Source organism: Salipiger sp. 1_MG-2023, assembly GCF_030547555.1.
Lineage (GTDB): Bacteria > Pseudomonadota > Alphaproteobacteria > Rhodobacterales > Rhodobacteraceae > Salipiger.
The window spans coordinates 1-18,316 of the sequence record NZ_JAUOQN010000020.1; the positions used below are offsets into that span (position 1 = coordinate 1).

The window sequence follows — 18,316 nt, forward strand, 5'->3', positions numbered from 1 at the left end:
CTCGCGAACCGAGCTGCATCGAACGCCAGCTCAAGGGAAAACGTTCCTTACAGCAGGTGTTTTTCAGCGGCCTGTTAGATCGGAGCGGCGGGCGAGAACGACAGTCTTGATACCAAGCCCGTCGGGGGACGGGGCTTCACCCGCCACGACAGCTGCCCGAAGGTCCTTCTATCCGCAATCGCTCTCACCGCGGCCCTCGATGCCGGCAAAGGTGCCATCCCCGAGTGTCATCAGACCATCGGGTTCGATCAGCCGTCGGGGGAGACACAATACAAGCCGTGCAGATGAGAGCAACGCGCGGCACCCGCCACGTTGTTCACCCGCGACGCGGTGGCAGGCGTTGTCGGCGCTTTGCCGACACAACTCCGCGCGGGGTCAACCCAGAACGGGATCGGGGGCGACCTTCCAAACGGCACGCGCCTCGGCCATGGCAGCAACCGTCGCGGCCCGGTCGCCCGCGTTGGCATGGATTTCGAGCCGTGCAAGGACACCGCGCAGATCCATCTGCCCAAATGCCGCGGCGCTTCCGGCAATCTGATGCGCACGATTGGCGATCTCGGCCATGTCTTCCGGCCCCGTTGCGAGCCAGTCAAAGAATTCTCCGGTCTCGCTCGCATAGCGCGCGACCAGCTGCGCCTTTGGATCTGACGCGGGCGCGCCTTGGGCATGAGGCGTCGCGGCGGCAAACCGGTGCAGCGCCTGTCGCAGATCCGCTTCGGTCAGCGGTTTGGGCAGGAACCCGGACATGCCTGCCTCGGTGAAACGGACTCTGGCCTCTGGCAGCACATTGGCCGACAACGCGATGATCGGCACGTCGCGGCTCGCGCCCTGCCCGCTTCGGATCGCAACGGTAGCGCCAAGCCCGTCGAGGCGCGGCATCCGGATATCCATCAGAATAAGATCAAAGCGATGCGTGCTTGCAATGGCAACGGCGTCTTCGCCATCGCGCGCCTCGGTGACGCGATGGCCCAGCGACACCAGCAGCGCGCGGGCCAGTTCAAGGTTGATCTCGTTGTCTTCGACCAGCAGCACGTCCTGTCCGGGCAATTCCTGCGCAGCGCGTGGGGGCTGATCGGCGCTCTGCGGCGGATCGGCCGGCACCAGTGGCACCTTGACCCAGAACACGCTGCCCTCACCCGGTTCGCTTTCCACACCGATGCTTCCGCCCATCGCTTCGGCAAAGCGCCGCGCGATGCCAAGCCCGAGCCCGGTGCCCGCGCTGCCAAGGGTGGCGGCGTCATCGACCGTCTGGAAATCGCCGAAGATGCGCAACTGGTCATCGTCGGAAATACCGATGCCGCTGTCGATCACCCGGAATTCCAGCCAGTCGGTTTCGGACTCGCGCGTTTGTTCGATTTCGATCTGGATGTGACCGTCACGGGTGAATTTGATGGCGTTGCCCAGCAGATTCACCAGCACCTGCTGAAGGCGCGAACCATCCAGCCGGACCCATTCGATTGCCTCACCGACCCAATCCCATTGCATGAGATTGCCATTGGCTTCGGCCGCCGAGGATTGGCTATGAACGATATCCCGCACCAGATTTCCCAGATGCACCACCTCTTCGCGCACCATCGATGCGCCGGTTTCAAAGCGCGCCACATCCAGCACCGCATCCACGTGATGCATCAGCAACTTGCCCGAAATATCCATGTTGCGCACATAGCGCTCTTGCACCGGGGTCAGCGTGGTTTTGCCGATCAGTGCCAGATTGCCCAACAGTCCGTTCAGCGGTGTGCGGATTTCATGGGTCATCATGGCAAGGAAATCCGATTTCGCCTTTTCCCCCGCAAGCGCCTTGTCGCGAGCTTCCACCAGCTCATTTTCCCTGGCCACGCGGGTCGAGATGTCGCGCAGAAAGGCCACGAACACTTGGTCTTCTCCGGCCTGCGCCGTTTCCAGCGCCATCTCGACCGGGAAAACCTCGCCGTTGCGCCGCTTGGCCTCAAGCCGGACGCGCCCGGCCCCGGACACCCTGTGTTCGCCGCGCTCGCGCATCCGCGTCATTCCGGCATCATGCGCCGCTCGCAAATGATCGGGCACGAGGATCTCCGCAATTTCCTTGCCAAGGACATCGGCGACGGCATGATCGAAAATACGTTCGGCGGCACTGTTGAAGTTCAGGATGCGCCCATCCAGATCGCATACCACCACCGCGTCCAGCGACGTCTCCAGAATGACGTTGAGCCGCGCGTAGGCCTGCGCCAGTTCCTGCCCGCGCAGCTGCGACTGCGCCCCGATCCGCAGGGTGCGTTGCAACAGAAAGGCCAGCGCCAGCAAAAGCGCCACCGAGAACAGCGCAAGCTGCATCAGCGTCAGCGCAAAGGATTCCCGGCTTTGATCGGACCGCTCGGCGAAGAAATGCAGCCCCGCGGTCGTTGCCTGACGCAGCAAGAGACGCATCTCCCCCGCCTCGCGGGACAGATCGGCAAGCCCGGCGCGCAGGGCCGCGCGGTCGCCATCGATCAAGGGGATCAACTGGTCAAGCCGGGCACGGATCTCGGCCACTGGGCCGCCGAACCCATCGATACTGCGCAGGTCGCCGTATAGCGACGCCGTGCCAAGCGTCACCATTCGGCTGTAGAACACATCGAATCTCACGACGACCTGCGTCAGCCTGGCGGATGAGGGTTCGATACGCGCCAGATCGACGGCATTGCGGAAATCCAGATTTTCCACTTCGGCCTGCGACATGACCCAATGCACATTGTCCGAGCGCGCCGAATGCAGGTAGCGCAGCTCGCGCACGGTCTCGGCCACAAGATATGCGATGGCGGCACTGCACAGCCCCCCGAGAACGATCAGGAACACCCAGGTGCGTGTCCAGGCTTTCAGCTTCGCAGCGCGGGCCTGAATGAGCTGGATCATTCCGTGATGGTCATTCGGTCGAGCTGCCATATGGACCGAGAATAGATCACTTCGGTGCGGTAGTCACTGGAAGAGGAGAACGGGTAGATCACCCAGAGCGGCCCTTTGTCGCGCCGAGACATCGCTGCGCCGTCCATCTCGTAAGCGATAATCGGCCCGTCGGCGGTGGCGTCCGAGACGGGGATCGTCACGCTATAGTCGTTGATCGCGGTGGCGGTGATCTGCGAGCCCGTCGCGCCGACATGATCCAGCAGATCGCTCAGCCGCACGCCGGTATAGCGGTGCGCGCCGTCGGTCCAGATCGTCTCAGTTTCGATGTCGCTTTCACCCAGGGCGCGCAGCGCCTCAAGATCGAATTGCGCGGCGTCGGGGCCGGCGATATCGCCCGACACGGTCAGCAGGACCGGCCCCTGCGCCTGAACGGCGCTCGCGATGGCTAGGCAAAACGAAACCACGGCAAGCCGGGCCGCAATCTGGAACGGATTAACACGCATTGTCACGATACCCTCATGAGCTGATGTCCTATTGTCTCACGGGCGATGCCGTATGGATAGCCGCGCATTGGTCGAGCTACCTATCCAAAAGGATAGGATTGGCACATCAAGACGCGCCGCGCCCAGAGAACACTGCCGGAACGGTCAATACGATCAGCAAGAGGTCACGTCCGATGCGGCCTGTGCCCACATCGAACAGATCCATGTCGATCATTTCGGCAAAGCCGATGTCCGCCCGCCCCGACACCTGTCTTGCTCCGGGCCGCACCTGCAACCGTTCACGCGCGGCTTTCGGATAACGGCGACCTTGCGTGGCAGCGCCGCGCGGGGGCCGACAAATGACATCTGCCCGGCGAACAGGGCACCTATCAGCCGGACGACAGCTATCGGTTCAACGATGACTTCTACAACAACTACAGCAATAACCGCTGGCCGTGGAACAAGGGCGAAGCGCCCGGGCCGGGCATGACCAGCGGCAGCCTGTCGCTGACCTACAGGTTCAAGTTCCAGGCCCGCACCCCGCGACGACAGTCATTGATCCAGCAACGCGCCCAGCATCTGCAATTTCGCGCGGAATTTCTCGGCGGTCTGCCTGACCGTTCGATCATGCAGCTGCGTTTCCTCGGCTTCTATCTGGCGAACCCATTCCGACATGTCGGCAAAGCCGAACGCCATCGCCGCCCCTTTCAGGGAATGCGCCTGAATACCGACTTCGAAGCTATCGCCCGCCTGTTCGGCTGCCAGCAAGGCCTCGATCCGCGTGGTGGAATCCCGGACGAAATTGGCTGCAAAGTCAGGCAGCCCGTCCTCACCAAAGACATTCAGCAGCATTTCATACGCATCCGGCGACATCAGGTCGAAGAACGAGCGGTTCCCGGAGCCCTGCGACATCTCGGGGTCATTCAGTACGGGCGCTGGCGATGCATCGCGGCCCGTGCGACCGGCGGACGCCAATGCGATCTCGATTGCGAGCTTCAGATCCTCGAAGGGAATGGGCTTGCTCAGGATTCTGTCGATGCCAACCAGATGCGCCTCTTCCTCGATGGCATCCATGACATGCGCGGTCAGGGCAAGGATGGGCGGGATCTGCGAGGCTGGCCATTTGTCCCGAATCCGGCGGGTGGCTTCTAGCCCGTCCATTTCCGGCATCGCTACATCCATCAGCAGAAGATCGTATTTTCCCGGCGCGAATTTCTCGAGGGCGACGCGCCCGTTTTCGGCCAGATCAGCCTTGATATTCATGCGATCAAGATAAGCCAGAAGCAGTTTCTGGTTTATGATATTGTCTTCGGCGATCAACACGCGCTTGCCCGTGGCGTCCGCCGCCGCCAGACCGCTGTGATCGGCGTTCTCTGCCCCCCCTTGCGCATCGGGTCGGGACACAACCTGCACAGGCACCTCGAACCAGAATGTCGATCCCTCGCCTTCGGTGCTGTTCACCGAGATCCGGCCCCCGATCCCGTCGATGATCCGCTTGCTGATCGCAAGGCCCAGCCCGGTGCCCTGCGCCGCCGCTGTCAGCGGATTGGTGATCTGGGTGAAATCCTTGAACAGATGTTCGAACTGGGATTGCGCGATACCAACGCCGAAATCTTCGACTTCGACCCGCAACATGGCCCCGTCGGGATGAGGCGACGCCTGCGCGCGGATGATGACCGGACCATCGGTCGAAAACCGCAGCGCATTGTTGACGAAGTTCGAGACGACCTGTCGCATCCGCGTGGCATCGCCGCGAAACAGCTTGGGGACGCTCTCGTCGATCCGTGCGATAAGCTTGCGGTTGGCGCCATGCGCATGCGACGCGGCAAGGATGCGAATGCTTTCGATCAGCGCACGAATATCGACATTTTCTTCCTCGTACAGAAAGACGCCCGCCTCCATCTTGGAGAAATCGAGCACATCGTTGACGATGCGGTTCAAGCCTGCACCGGCGGTCTTGGCATTGGTCAGCAATTCCAGCTTTTCGGGATCGGCCTCGTCCATCGACAGCAAATCGATCATCCCAAGAAGCCCGCCCAGTGGCGTGCGGATTTCGTGGCTCATCGTGGCCAGAAACCGGCTGCGCGCCGCCGAGGCGGCCTCTGCTCGCTCCAGCGCAAGGCGCAGCTCCGCCGTGCGCTCCAGAACAGCCTGTTGCAGATCGGCGGAATAGGCCGACAGTTTCTGATTGGCCAGAAACAGATCGCGGCTCTTTTGCTCGAGCAAGGCCTCGGCCTCTTCCCGGGCCTTCAGAGCGCGCTCATATCGCGCGCGTGATACGCGGTCTTCACCAGACTCCGTCATCCGTTCTGACGCTCGCCCGTCAAGGTGATGTCAAAGATCGTCGATGTTGGCATGTCAGGATGCGCCACCCGCCTGATGCTGCCCTCTTCGCCGAAATGCGCCAGACAGGCCTCGATCAGGCCCTGACAAAAGGCGTCAAGCGGACGCGGCGAAGAATAGATCATTTCCAGACGGTTGTCTCCGTGTCGGCGGGTGTCGAACCGGGGCAGTTCCGCTTCGGGATACAGCTTCTTGACCTCGAAATGCACTTCCTGATCCACCGCTTCAAGCATCGCAAAGGCCGATGTCTTGTCCACGAAGAATTCGGGATAGTTTTCAAGAAAAACCCCCATCATCCAGTGTCCGAACGCACGCTGAAGCGCGTCTGGGCTCAGCCCGGAATGGTCGCTGAAGGCAAGCACGATCTTCACCAGTTCCGAGCAGGGATAGTTGCCCACCGTGGTAAAGGCCCCTCCGTTCTCAAGGTCGGCCTTTTCAAGAACCGTGTCCACGGTGTCTTCGCCAAAGGTCTGCTCGGCCATCTTGATCAGTTCTACGAATATTACGCCCTTCATGGTCGCGCCCCTTTTCCCGTCGGTATCGTGTCAACCGCGCAGGCAGCGCGGCTGGGAAAATCCTGTCATCCGGTCCCGCACGGGCGCGCAAGCGATGCCTGTCACAGCCCAATTCCAGACCAGTGCCGGGGCACAGCCTACCCGACTGCCGGTTTAAAACAACGAAACACCGGATATTTACCCACGCGTCCTTTGCCCCTCGCAAAAGGTCACCGCCAAAGGCACGAATATCGCGAACGCAACCCGGCCGCTCCGGATATCGAATTTCCAGATTTCGGCCAAGGCCGTGGCCCTGCTCTCGGACAGGCAGAGCGGGGCGCGGGCATCTGCGTCACTTCGAAATGTACCAGCGCTGTTCAGCGTCGCAGCGAGGCGAAATAATCGCCCCACGGCTGATGCGGGCGCCCCATGACGGCTTTGAAATCCCCCGGGCGATCATAGGCGTTGAGCCGAATGCCATCATAGATGCCGCCGATGATCGGGCCGAGGAAATCTCCCAGCTCTGCGCTGCGATCCGCCACGAAGTCTTCGGGCGACATGACGCGGTAGCCAAGATCCGTGCCAAAGGTCCGGTTCAGGTGGGCGGCCAGTTCGGTCTGAGAGATCGGCGCGCCGTTCAGGTCGAAGGTCTGCCCGTTGTGGGCGGGCTGCATCAGCATCGCGGCATAGGCATGGGCCAGTTCCGAACGGGTCACATAACCGCATTTGCCCGTGCCTGCGCTGTTGGCGATCTCGCCCTGCGCACGGTAACTGTCGATATATTCCACATCCGGTTCGATATAGATGCCGTTGCGCCCGATGACCCAGTCGAGCCCGCAGGCGCGTATGTCGGCCTCGGTCTGGCGATTGCTCTGCACCACAGCAGAGAACGCGGTGCCCTGCTCCGGCCCCTGAATGCTGGTATAGACGATCTTGCGCACAGCTGCGGCCTTGGCGGCCTCGATGACATTGCGGTGCTGGCCGATACGATCTTCGGGGGGCGCCATTCCCGAGACAAGCACCAGCGCTTCGACGCCGCTGAGCGAGGCGCGAAGCTGTTCGGGCTTGTCGTAGTCACCGGGGCGGATCTCGATCCCGAGATCGCGGACCTTGCCCGGCGTCCGGGCCAGCCCGATGACGGGGGTGGCATTGGGCAACGCCATGAGTTTGCGGGCGATTTCCGCCCCGAGCTGGCCAGAAACGGCGGTGACGGCAGTGATCATCAGGCTCTCCGTTCGTCTTTTGGGCAGCATGGCTGGTCGAGGGCGCCGGCCATGCTGCGGGTATCCGTGACTGGCTTGGCTAACGGCGAAACTGTATTCGCACCAGTGCCATAGCATCGCCTGACCGTCGTGGGCGCTGGCCCATCAAAGATGAAGGGGCCGTGTTCCTCACCAAGCTTGCTGGTACTTCCCTTCATTTTGCTGAAGAGCGCAACAGTATTCCTGGACGCGAGGGCATCGGTACATCCGTCAAATGGCTTCCGCGGTTCATCTGCTGGGGGTCGTCTTCATTGGCCATTCTCCGGCCTCGGTTTGCACCTATCAGGCCGCCGCGCAGGTCCCGTTCAGCTTGGCGTTTTCACGCAAGGCGAAGCGTTCAAAATAGCTGGTGATGACCTCGGCCACACGCTCAAGCGAAGCCTGATCGGCGGCAGTTGCAGTGAGCATGAGGCCGCCGTCCTGCACAGTCAGGGTGTAGGTGCCGAGGGGTAAGGCGATCTCTTTCGCGCCCTGTTCAAAGCTCACCGACACCTTGTGAGTGAAATGCTTGCACAGCGTGCCAAGATAGCGTTCGGCTTTGTCGGTCCTGACAAGGGCTGTGGCGTTCATGGTCTCGTTCCTCGCGTTGCAAGGATTGTCTATCGCCAGCTGATTGCCCCGTGTCTTCGTTGAATGTGGAAGTCATAATGCCGGTGAGCGGGACATTGATCGACCAGTTCAGGCCCATGGCCATCCTCGCGCGGGCTGGGCCAAAGCGAGCGGGCGCTGGTGGTTGGCGCGGAATATGCTGCCGCCCACCCGGCCGAGTTCGAGGAGTGGGACTGGCCGCGCTATCGCCATCGATCTGAAGACACCCGACTGACTGGCCCCAATGGTGAAGAGGTCAGTATCCTCGGCCAAGCGCGGTTAAATGTCGATAGCATTGATGCGCTCGACCATTTCGCGTGACAGACTCTCGGTGCCACGGTGTTGCGAAGGCATATCGCGGCCCGGGGTGAGGCCGAGGGGACGCTGGCTCGCCTGTTGCCGGAATGACAATTCGCGCCCTTGCGCATAGTCGCGGTCTGGCCCGGTACGTCCCGGCGGGGAAACCTCACACGGCTCATCGTGCGGTTTCGCGGGGAACAGTTTGCACGACAGCCGTCATCGGCAGGATCATCCTCATCGCCTGCCGTCCATGGGCAGCCGGAGCCGGCCCGCCTTGGGCAGGAGGCCTGCAACACCTCCCATTCCATTTAGCGGCTCAACCTGAGCAGATTGCGCCCGGTTGACACAAATCAGCCCTCACAAAGATGCGCAAGAATTCGCCAGCGGTACAACTTTGCATATTGACGGCGAAGGCCTGCTGCCAAACTCTGTAGAGAAGGATTTCGGTGGCGCGCGGCGGCAAGATCTGTAGAAGCGGCGAAACGAAAAGCGTGGTCAAACGCAACAACCACAGAGCAGGAGCGCAGTTTCCCTGTGCAGGATAATGACGCAAGGCATTGGCCCACAGGTGGTTCGGTGCGAACAGAGCCGTTTCAGGTTCGCGGTCGCTTTCTTACAGCCATCGCGATCAGAATCGACGTCGAGTCGCCAGACGAGAGCTTTTATGCCGCGCTGGATGAAAAGATCAAAACCGCTGCCAATCTGCTGATCGGGGCCCCTGTCTTGCTGGATCTCGCCGCGGTGCCGGGGCTGGTGAGCCGGGATCTTCTGCACAATGTGATCCGGGCGATCCGCTCCAAAGGGCTTTTGCTTTTCGGTGTGCAAAACGCCAACCCGCAGCAGAAGGCCCTCGCCGAAGAACTTGGCCTGATTCAGGTTCTGATCGGCCGGGACACGCCGCTGCAGCAGCCAGCGCGTGCTGCGCCGCCGAGGCGGCAGCGTCTTGTTGAGCCCCCTGAAAACAAGATCATACGCAGGCATGTACGGTCCGGTCAGATGGTCGTGGCCGAACGTGGCGATCTGACGATTGTCGGTTCGGTCTCTTCCGGTGCGGAAGTTGTGGCCTCTGGCAATATCCACATCTATGGCACCCTGCGCGGCCGCGCCATGGCGGGCGCCACCGGCGACGCAAGCGCCAGAATCTTCTGCAGCAAGCTCGAGGCCGAGCTTCTTGCGATCTCGGGACTCTTCAAAACAAGCGAGACGATCGACTCTGACCTGCGAGGTTGCAACGTTCAGGCTTTTCTCGAAGACGAAACACTCTGCATTGAGAGGTTTGTATGACACAACTGAAAGATAAAGATCCGCTTGGCAAAGTGATCGTCATCACGTCGGGCAAAGGTGGCGTGGGCAAGACAACCTCTGCCGCGGCGATCGCTGCCGCACTGGCAAAACGCGGCCACAAGACGGTCGTGATCGATTTCGACGTCGGCCTGCGCAATCTCGACATGATCATGGGCTGCGAACGTCGCGTCGTCTTTGACTTCATCAATGTCATTCAGGGCGAAGCGCGCCTCAAGCAGGCGCTGATAAAAGACAAACGGCTCGATACGCTTTCGATCCTGCCGACCTCGCAGACCCGCGACAAGGACGCCTTGACCCAGGATGGCGTCGAGAAGGTGCTCAATGAGCTGAAAGAGCAGTTCGATTACATCATCTGCGACAGCCCTGCCGGGATCGAACGCGGCGCGCAACTGGCGATGTATTTTGCCGATGAAGCCGTTGTGGTCACCAATCCCGAAGTGTCGTCCGTGCGCGACAGCGACCGGGTTCTGGGCCTTCTGGCAAGCAAGACCAAGCGGGCCGAAGACGAAGGCACAGAGGTCAAGGCGCAGGTGCTTCTGACCCGCCATGATCAGCGCCGGGTCGATGCGGGCGAGATGATGACGATCGACGACGTGCTCGAAATTCTTGCGGTGCCGCTGCTGGGCGTTGTGCCCGAAAGCCCGGCTGTGTTGCGCGCCTCGAACGTCGGCATGCCCATCGTGCTGGATGAGCCCTCTGAGGCGAGCAGAGCCTACGAGGCTGCGGTGGCGCGTCTGCTTGGCGAAGAAGTCGACATGAGCATGAGCAAAGAGAAGAAACCCGGCTTCTTCAGCCGCCTCTTCGGAGCGCCGGCATGAGTCTCTTTGGTTTTTCGCTCAGACCACGCCGCGCCAAAACCGCGCAAACGGCGAAGGACAGGTTGCAGATCCTGCTTGCCCACGAGCGCCACGATGGGTCGGATGGGCCGGATTACCTGCCTATGCTTCAGGCCGACATTCTCGCGGTTATCGGTAAGTACATGCAGATCAAGGAAGATGACGTCGACATCCAGATGGAACGGAACGACGAGATTTCCAGCCTTGAGATCAACATCGAAATCCCGTCGGCAAAGCAGGAAAAACCCGTGGCCTCCGGGCTCAGAGGCAGAAGAGCAAGATAGCAGGGTTTTTGTCGCACAAATCGGGTGAAGGGCGAACTGCCCCTTCCTCAGGCGGATTTATCCTACGGGCACGGTGACCGCTATGCCAAGCGCACAATAAGGTTTGAGCGCTGCGATACGGATTCGGATGTCCGCGATCTGGCGGTCGAAGTCCCGTGCCATGAAAGATTGGCCCATCCGTTTCAGGCAGAGCCTCCGCTGACCGATCAGGACGAAGGACGCGCGAAGCAATGTCACGACAGGTTTAGTCTCTACCGTCTTCGGCGGGGATATCCACTCCAGCATTGCCGAGGCAGTCCTGCGACTGATGATGCCAGCCGCTGTCGACGGCTTGATGGATGCTGGACGACACGAGCGGGCTGCCCCCCGCGCGACGTGGCGCAATTCCCAGCGCGACACGGCGCTGGTGCCCCGCCTTCGCTGAACCTGCGACCTGTGCCTGAGGCCGCCCGTGGCCGAGACCGTCTGGACAGGTTTCCTGCGGTGGGTGTGCGTACCTCGCCCTGCTTCAAGCGACGATGTGACGGGCATCTTGAGCGTGGGAAGGTCTTTCCATCGGTCATACCGACCTGGCTGCGGCACTCGCCGGGCAGCCCCTTTTCCTGCCCTCGAAACGCCGCGATTACCGGCGGCGCGGCCCAGACACCGGCATGGAGGCGCCGAGGCCGGAGCCGGCGCCCTGAAGCCTCGATGCCTGCGCCATGGCTTACATCTCCACGCCGTTCTGCGCCTTGATACCATCGCGGAACGGATGCTTGACCAGCGTCATTTCGGTGACAAGATCCGCCGCCTCGATCAGTTCGGGTTTCGCGTTGCGCCCGGTCAGGCAGACATGGGTCATCTCCGGTTTCTGATGCAGCAGGAAATCGACGACCTCGTCGATATCCAGATAATCATACCGCAGGGCGATGTTGATTTCATCAAGCAGCACAAAGCGGATCTTGGGGTCGAGGATCTGCTCCTTGGCGAGTTTCCAGCCGTTTTGCGCCGCGGCGATGTCGCGTTCGCGGTCCTGGGTTTCCCAGGTGAAGCCTTCGCCCGAGACGAAGAACCGGCATTCATCGGCAAAGCGTTCGCGCAGGAACATCTTTTCGCCGGTCACCCAATTGCCCTTGATGAACTGAACCACGGCGCAGGGCATGCCATGGGCGATGCAGCGCATGATCATTCCGAACCCCGATGAAGACTTGCCCTTGCCGGTGCCGGTATGGACGATGATCAGACCCTTCTCTTCGGTTTTGGTCTGCATCATCTTGTCACGGGCCTGCTTGATCTTGCGCATCTTTTCCGCGTGGCGCGTGTTTAGCTCATCGGTCATTGACGGTCCTTGTTCTTGACAATGCAATCGGATTGCGAGCATCTGCACCCGTGTTGGTGCCTGTGTAAACAGGTGAAAAGGGAATGTGCACCCGAAGCTTTTCGGTCAAGTACAGCCGCCCCCGCGACCGTGAACGGAAGGACTGGGGATCACCGCCACTGGCCGATGGCTGGGAAGGCAGATCCACCGCAGGGCATTGCCCTGACCTCTGTGAGCCGGGAGACCTGCCAGCGCGTTTTGCCACGACCGGACGGGGTGTTCCGGTGTCGGGGATCGCTCTGCAGGTCAGTGCCGCCTCGCCATCAGACCCGCGTTCCATTTTAAAATGGGACCGAGGACCATGACAGACATACAAGACTCCGCCAGTGGGGATGGCCCGGCGACGCAGCTTCTGGTCTGCGTCAAATGCCGCCGGGGCCGGGATATGCCGCCGGACGGGCGCCGCCCCGGGCAGGCGCTTTATGAGCGGATCCGGGCGCTGGAGCTGCGGCCCGGCATCAGCGTTGCGCCGGTCGAGTGCCTGCAAAACTGCGACCACGGCTGCACCGTTGCCCTGCGCGGCGGCGATGACAAATGGACCTATGTCTTTGCCAATGTCGACGAGGCGGATCACCCACAGATGATCCTCGACGGCGCCGCGCGCTATCACGCCACCAGCGACGGGCTGATCCCATGGCGCGAGCGCCCCGAGCATTTCAAGCGCAATTGCGTCGCCCGTATCCCCCCGATGACCCTACCCGAAGAGGCCCTCAATGACTGATCTTGCGAAACTTCCCGTCACCGTGATCACCGGGTTTCTTGGCGCGGGCAAGACCACGCTGATCCGCGGACTGATGCAGAACCCCGGCGGCAAGCGTCTGGCGGTGATCGTCAATGAATTCGGCGATGTCGGCGTCGATGGCGACATCCTCAAAAGCTGTGCGATCCCCGAATGCCCGGCGGAAAACATTCTCGAACTGGCCAATGGCTGTATCTGCTGCACGGTCGCCGATGATTTCATCCCGACCATCGAGGCGCTGATGGCGCTGACCCCGCGCCCCGATCACATCCTAATCGAAACCTCGGGTCTGGCCCTGCCCAAACCGCTGCTCAAGGCGTTCGACTGGCCCGATATCCGCTCCAAGATCACCGTGGACGGGGTGATTGCCCTTGCCGATGCCGAAGCGGTGGCGGCGGGCCGGTTTGCGCCCGACGTGGCGGCGGTTGATGCCCAGCGCGCGGCCGATGACAGCATCGATCACGAAACGCCCCTGTCGGAGGTGTTCGAGGATCAGATTTCCTGCGCCGACATCATCTTGCTGACCAAGCCCGATCTCGCCGGTCCCGAAGGCGTGGCCAAGGCCAAGGCGCTGATCGCAGCCGAAGTGTCGCGCCCCTTGCCGGTGATCGAGGTCGCCGAAGGCGCCATTGATCCGCGCATCCTCCTTGGGCTCGAGGCCGCCGCCGAAGATGACATGGACGCCCGGCCCAGCCATCACGATGACCACGGTGATCACGAGCATGACGATTTCGATTCCATCGTTGTCGATCTTCCCGAACAGGCCGATCCCGCCGCGCTGGTCGCCGCCATCGAAGGCTTGGCGCGCGATCACAACATCCTGCGCATCAAGGGCTATGCCGCCATCACCGGCAAGCCGATGCGCCTGTTGGTGCAGGCGGTGGGCGCGCGGGTGCGCCATCAGTATGATCGACCATGGCACCCCGGCGAGGCCCGGCAAGGCAGGCTGGTGGTGATCGCCGAACAGCACGACATCAACCCCGACGTGATCCATGCCGCTCTTGGCGCAGCCCGGCCCCGGGCGGCGGAGTAAACCCCGATGCATGTCGTCTTTCGCGAAAGCCACGGGCTGGAAGAGACCGAAACGCCAACCGATCTGGGGCAGGATGCCGCAGATCTGGTGGTGCTGTCACTGTCGGATTCAGATCTCGGGGCCTTTGCGGAAGGCTGGCACAGGGGCGGCGGGCCCGAGGGCCGTCTGCCCTCGCTCAGGCTGGCCAATATCGCCGCGCTCAAGCATCCGCTGTCGGTCGATACCTATGTCGAGAACACGCTGTCCGGCGCAAAGGGCATCCTGATCCGGCTGATCGGCGGCGTGCCCTATTGGCCTTATGGGCTGCAACACATCCAGTCGCTGGCCCGCACCCATGGCATCGCGCTGGCGGTCCTGCCCGGCGACGGGCGGGCCGACAGCCGGCTGGACGAGATGTCGACCCTGCCGATATCCACTCTGCGACGTCTGGCGCATCATTGTGACACTGGCGGGGCCATCGCCGCGCAGGCGGCATTGGCGCAATTGGCGCTGGCGGCAGGGCTCTACGCCGGCCCGGTGCAAGGCCCCAAGGCGCTGCCCTCGGTCGGGGCATGGACACCGGAAACCGGGCTGACCTGCCCTGCCGCAGTGCAGGCGCTGACGGGGCAGCGCCGCATCGTCATCGTGTTTTACCGATCCTATCTGGTCGCGGCCGATCTGGCGCCGATCAAGGCATTTTTCCACGCGTTTCGCGACCGCTGCTGCGATGTGGTGGCGCTGTTCGCCCCATCGCTCAAGGCACCAGAGGCCGCGGGCTGGCTGCGCCGCCAGATCGCGCGTCTGCGCCCGGATGCCATCCTCAACGCCACCGCGTTTTCCGGCAAGGGCGGCGATGGCCGCTCGCCGCTCGATGCCGCCGGGGTGCCGGTGTTTCAGGTGGCGCTCGCCACCTCGACCCGCGAGGCATGGGCTATGGGCGAGCGTGGCCTGTCGCCCGCCGATCTGGCGATGCATGTGGTTCTGCCCGAGGTCGACGGGCGCATTCTGGCCGGGGTGGCCTCGTTCAAGCAGCCCGGCCCGCGCGATGCGCATCTGCAGTTTTCCCGCCACGCCCATCAGCCCGACCCCGAGCGGATCGACGCCATCGCCACCCGCGTCATGGGCTGGCTGGACCTTGCCGACAAGCCGCCGGTCGATCGTCGCGTCGCGCTGATACTGTCGACCTATCCCGGCAAGGACTGGAACATGGGCCATGCGGTCGGCCTCGATGCGCCACAATCGGCGCGGGTGATCTGCGAGGATCTGGCTGCTGCGGGATATGACACGGGTACTGGCAACTCGCCCTCTGGCGATGTGCTTCAAACCGGGCTCGCCGTGCGCGGCGCCCGCTGGCCTCTGGCGGAATACCAGAGCGCGCTGGCACGGCTACCGGCCACGATGCAGGAGGCGCTGACCACCGCTTGGGGCGCGCCCGAGGATGACGCGGATGCCCATGACGGCGCCTTTCATTTTGCTGCCATGCCCTGCGGCAAGCTGTGGATCGCGCTGCAACCCGAACGCGGGCTGCCGGGCGGGCGCGAAGACAGCTATCACGATCTGTCGCGCGTGCCGCGTCATGCCTATGTCGCCTTCTATCTCTGGCTTCAGCAGCAATGCGATGCGCTGATCCACATCGGCGCGCATGGCACGCTGGAATGGCTGCCGGGCAAATCCGTCGCCTTGTCGGGCAGCTGCTGGCCCGAGGTGCTGACCGGATCCTTGCCGGTGATCTATCCGTTCATCGTCAACGACCCCGGCGAGGCTGCGCAGGCCAAGCGCCGCATCGGCGCCGTGACATTGGGCCATATCCCGCCCCCCTTGCGCAACAGCGGCACACCGGACCGGCTGGCCCGGCTGGAGTCTCTGCTGGACGAATTTTCCAACGCCGACGGGCTGGACCCCCGCCGCCGCGACCGGCTGCAAAGCGACATCCGTGCCGAAGCGCAAACCCAAGGGATCGAGCGTGATCTGGGGCTCGACGGGGCGTCTTGCAGCGCCGAGGCCATCACCCGCATCGATCGTTTCGTCTGCGACATCAAGGACAGCCAGTTTGGCGAAGGGCTGCATATCTGGGGGCGCCCCCCGCGCGGCAAGGCGCCTTTTGCCACGGCGGGGTCTGTCGCGGCAGAGCGCCAATCGCTGCTTGATGCGCTCGACGGGCGGTCCATCGCCCCCGGTCCATCGGGGTCGCCCTATCGCGGGCGGCGCGATGTGCTGCCCACGGGCCGCAATCTGTTCACCACCGATCCGCGCGCGGTGCCGACCCGCGCGGCCCATGCTCAGGGCGCCCGGCTGGCGCAAGAGCTGATCCGCCGCCACCTTCAGGACGAAGGTGATTGGCCGCGCGGGGTGATCGTCGATCTCTGGGGCTCGGCCACCATGCGCACCGCGGGCGAGGATTTCGCCATGGCGCTGGATCTTCTGGGCGTTCGCCCGGTCTGGGATGCCGGGTCCGAGCGAGTCTCGGGCATCGAAGTGGTGCCGCTAAGCGAGTTGAACCGCCCCCGGATCGACGTCACCTTGCGGGTGTCCGGCCTGTTCCGCGATGTGTTTCCCACGCTCTCGGCGCTTTTTGCGCAGGCCGTGCGTGCGCTAGCCGCCCGCGACGAGGCAACGGACTGGAACCCCTATGTCGGGCGCGACGATCTTGCGCGGGTCTATGGCCCGGCCCCCGGCGAATTCGGTCTGGCGATGGGCGCGGCGCTTGAGGATTACACCGATGCCGGGCGGCGCATGGCGGGTGAGGCATGGCTGAGCGCCAGCAGCTGGGCGCTCGATGGCGAAACCGCCTCGCAGGACATCGCCGGCATCCGCAACCTTGTGGCACAGGCCGACGGCTTTGTTCACGCGCAGGATCTGCCGGAAACCGATCTTCTGCTGGCCAGCGACTATGCCACGCATGAGGCAGGCTTTGCCGCGGCGCAACAGATCACCGGCGGGCGCGCCGCGCTCTATCATCTGGACAACACCATCCCCGAGCGTCCCCGTGCCCGCGCCCTGACCGAAGAGATCGCCCGCGTGGTGCATGCCCGCGCCGCGCATCCCGGCTGGATCGCGGGGATGAAGCAACATGGCTTTCGCGGCGCCGCCGAGATCGCCGCGACGCTGGACAACATGGCCAGCTTTGCGCATCTGGCCGGGGCCGTATCGCCGCATCTGTTCGACCTCTACCACGACGCCACGCTTGGCGATCCGGAAACCGACGGTTTTCTGCGCGATGCCAATCCGCAGGCCCACGCGGCGATGCAGGCGCGATTTGCCGACCTGCTGCGGGCCGGTCTGTGGCGCACCCGGCGCAATTCGGTTCTCGCCGATCTGGAGGATCTGCAATGACAGCGCCTCCCACCGTCAAGGGCTGGTGCCCCGGTGCCTACCGGCCAATGATGTCGGCCGATGGGCTGGTCGTTCGGGTGCGGCCAAGGCTGGCGCGGCTGACCGCCCTGCAAGCTGCAGGGCTGTGCGACATCGCGCTGCGGTACGGATCGGGATATATCGACCTGACCAATCGGGCGAACCTGCAAATTCGCGGCGTGGCTGACGCGGATCATGAACCGGTTCTGGCGAGGTTGAACGCACTAGGTCTGCTCGACAGCGATCCAAAGTTCGAGTCGCGCCGCAACCTTCTGATCGCGCCCTTCTGGGCCGAAGGCGACGTGACCGCCCGGCTTTCAGGCGCGCTGCTCGATCGCCTTGCCGATCTGCCTGAGCTGCCTGCGAAAATCGGCTTTGCGATCGACTGTGATCCGGCGGGTCCGCAGCTGACGCAATGCTCGGCGGATATCAGGATCGAACAGGGCGAAACCGGGCTGATCCTGCGGGCGGATGGGGCCGCCCTTGGCCGCGCCGTAACCGGGCAAACAGCGATCCCCGCGCTGATCGAAATGGCGAACTGGCTGGCCGATCATGTCACGCCACAGGCGCGCCGGATGGCCTCTGTCGTGGCCCACGCCCCCCTGCCCCCGGATTGGTCAAACCTGCCGCCCCGCGCCCCCGCGCGCGCCCCGCAAATCGGCCTGCATCCCCTTGGCGCGCTGGTCGGCGCACCCTTCGGGCAGATCGACGCGCGTGCCTTGGACAAGGCCCTGACGGGCACGGCGGGGCTAAGGCTGACGCCGTGGCGCAGTTTCCTGCTCGAAGGCACCGGGATGCACGCGCCGGAGGGATTTATCACCGCGCCCGACGATCCGCTGTTGCGCATCGATGCCTGCCCCGGTGCGCCGCTTTGCCCCTCCGCCAGTGTCGAAACCCGCCGCCTTGCGCGGGCGCTGGCCCCAAAGGTGCAAGGCAGCCTGCATGTGTCGGGCTGCGCCAAGGGCTGTGCCCGCGCACGGGCCGCCGATGTGACACTGGTCGGGCAAAAGGGCAAATTCGATCTCGTGCAGGGGGGCTGTGCAGGCGACAGACCCCTCAAGACCGGGCTGCACCCCCAAGACCTGATGACCGGAGCATTCTGAC

The 18,316-nt window shown here is 63.2% G+C and carries 15 protein-coding genes, 2 pseudogenes and 1 riboswitch; of the genes and pseudogenes, 8 read left to right on the forward strand and 9 right to left on the reverse strand.

What is annotated here, in order from left to right; genetic code table 11:
* Positions 1–375: 375 nt before the first annotated feature.
* The 7 genes from Q4543_RS11350 to Q4543_RS11380 form a co-directional block, all read right to left on the reverse strand.
* Entirely contained in the window at positions 376–2,868 is a 2,493-nt protein-coding gene (locus Q4543_RS11350) for a PAS domain-containing hybrid sensor histidine kinase/response regulator (protein ID WP_303438387.1), read from the reverse strand.
* Positions 2,865–3,362: a molybdopterin-dependent oxidoreductase gene (locus tag Q4543_RS11355; protein ID WP_303438510.1), complete on the reverse strand. Its 498-nt coding sequence runs from the start codon at positions 3,360–3,362 to the stop codon at positions 2,865–2,867. The genes Q4543_RS11350 and Q4543_RS11355 overlap by 4 nt, the downstream gene beginning before the upstream one ends.
* Positions 3,363–3,468: 106 nt before the next feature.
* The gene (locus Q4543_RS11360) at positions 3,469–3,609 is read right to left on the reverse strand and encodes a hypothetical protein (protein ID WP_303438388.1); all 141 of its coding nucleotides are present in this window, start codon (positions 3,607–3,609) and stop codon (positions 3,469–3,471) included.
* A 284-nt stretch (positions 3,610–3,893) separates the two neighbouring features.
* Positions 3,894–5,567, reverse strand: a complete 1,674-nt coding sequence (locus Q4543_RS11365) for an ATP-binding protein (protein WP_303438390.1) — start codon at positions 5,565–5,567, stop codon at positions 3,894–3,896.
* 74 nt (positions 5,568–5,641) lie between these two features.
* Positions 5,642–6,199 carry a heme NO-binding domain-containing protein gene (locus Q4543_RS11370; RefSeq protein ID WP_303438392.1) on the reverse strand — a complete coding sequence of 186 codons (558 nt, stop codon included), beginning with the start codon at positions 6,197–6,199 and terminating at the stop codon, positions 5,642–5,644.
* 356 nt (positions 6,200–6,555) lie between these two features.
* Complete coding sequence (locus Q4543_RS11375; protein ID WP_303438394.1) at positions 6,556–7,401, reverse strand: NAD(P)H-binding protein; 846 nt, start codon at positions 7,399–7,401, stop codon at positions 6,556–6,558.
* 321 nt (positions 7,402–7,722) lie between these two features.
* Positions 7,723–8,010, reverse strand: coding sequence for a DUF2218 domain-containing protein (locus Q4543_RS11380; protein WP_303438395.1), 288 nt, complete (start codon positions 8,008–8,010; stop codon positions 7,723–7,725).
* An 852-nt stretch (positions 8,011–8,862) separates the two neighbouring features.
* Here Q4543_RS11380 and minC point away from each other — a divergent pair.
* Genes minC through minE form a run of 3 tightly spaced genes read left to right on the forward strand, consistent with a single transcriptional unit; the run spans position 8,863 to position 10,753 of the window.
* Positions 8,863–9,612 (forward strand): septum site-determining protein MinC, encoded by a 750-nt coding sequence (minC, locus tag Q4543_RS11385; protein WP_303438397.1) that lies wholly within the window; start codon positions 8,863–8,865, stop codon positions 9,610–9,612.
* A complete protein-coding gene (minD, locus tag Q4543_RS11390; RefSeq protein WP_216004509.1) occupies positions 9,609–10,451 on the forward strand; it encodes a septum site-determining protein MinD in 843 nt (280 codons plus the stop codon). Before minC ends, minD begins: the two co-directional genes overlap by 4 nt.
* Positions 10,448–10,753, forward strand: coding sequence for a cell division topological specificity factor MinE (gene minE / locus Q4543_RS11395; RefSeq protein ID WP_216004510.1), 306 nt, complete (start codon positions 10,448–10,450; stop codon positions 10,751–10,753). Before minD ends, minE begins: the two co-directional genes overlap by 4 nt.
* A gap of 57 nt (positions 10,754–10,810) precedes the next feature.
* Here the strand turns inward: minE and Q4543_RS11400 are convergent.
* Positions 10,811–11,040, reverse strand: a pseudogene (locus Q4543_RS11400) (hypothetical protein); the annotation flags it as partial.
* Here Q4543_RS11400 and Q4543_RS11405 point away from each other — a divergent pair.
* Positions 11,034–11,171, forward strand: a pseudogene (locus Q4543_RS11405) (IS256 family transposase); the annotation flags it as partial. The pseudogenes Q4543_RS11400 and Q4543_RS11405 sit on opposite strands and share 7 nt — an antisense overlap.
* 288 nt (positions 11,172–11,459) lie before the next feature.
* Here the strand turns inward: Q4543_RS11405 and cobO are convergent.
* The gene (gene cobO, locus Q4543_RS11410) at positions 11,460–12,071 is read right to left on the reverse strand and encodes a cob(I)yrinic acid a,c-diamide adenosyltransferase (RefSeq protein WP_216004511.1); all 612 of its coding nucleotides are present in this window, start codon (positions 12,069–12,071) and stop codon (positions 11,460–11,462) included.
* Between the two features lie 37 nt (positions 12,072–12,108).
* A riboswitch (cobalamin riboswitch) is annotated at positions 12,109–12,318 on the forward strand.
* Positions 12,319–12,411: 93 nt separating this feature from the next.
* Here cobO and Q4543_RS11415 point away from each other — a divergent pair.
* From Q4543_RS11415 to Q4543_RS11430, 4 genes are read left to right on the forward strand one after another with little or no spacing between them, the layout of a single operon-like run.
* Complete coding sequence (locus tag Q4543_RS11415) at positions 12,412–12,831, forward strand: DUF1636 domain-containing protein (protein ID WP_303438402.1); 420 nt, start codon at positions 12,412–12,414, stop codon at positions 12,829–12,831.
* Entirely contained in the window at positions 12,824–13,882 is a 1,059-nt protein-coding gene (gene cobW, locus Q4543_RS11420) for a cobalamin biosynthesis protein CobW (RefSeq protein WP_303438404.1), read from the forward strand. Before Q4543_RS11415 ends, cobW begins: the two co-directional genes overlap by 8 nt.
* Positions 13,883–13,888: 6 nt before the next feature.
* Positions 13,889–17,194, forward strand: coding sequence for a cobaltochelatase subunit CobN (gene cobN, locus Q4543_RS11425; RefSeq protein ID WP_303438406.1), 3,306 nt, complete (start codon positions 13,889–13,891; stop codon positions 17,192–17,194).
* On the forward strand, positions 17,191–18,315 hold the full coding sequence (locus Q4543_RS11430; protein ID WP_303438409.1) for a cobalamin biosynthesis protein CobG: 1,125 nt from the start codon (positions 17,191–17,193) through the stop codon (positions 18,313–18,315). Before cobN ends, Q4543_RS11430 begins: the two co-directional genes overlap by 4 nt.
* Position 18,316 lies beyond the last annotated feature (1 nt).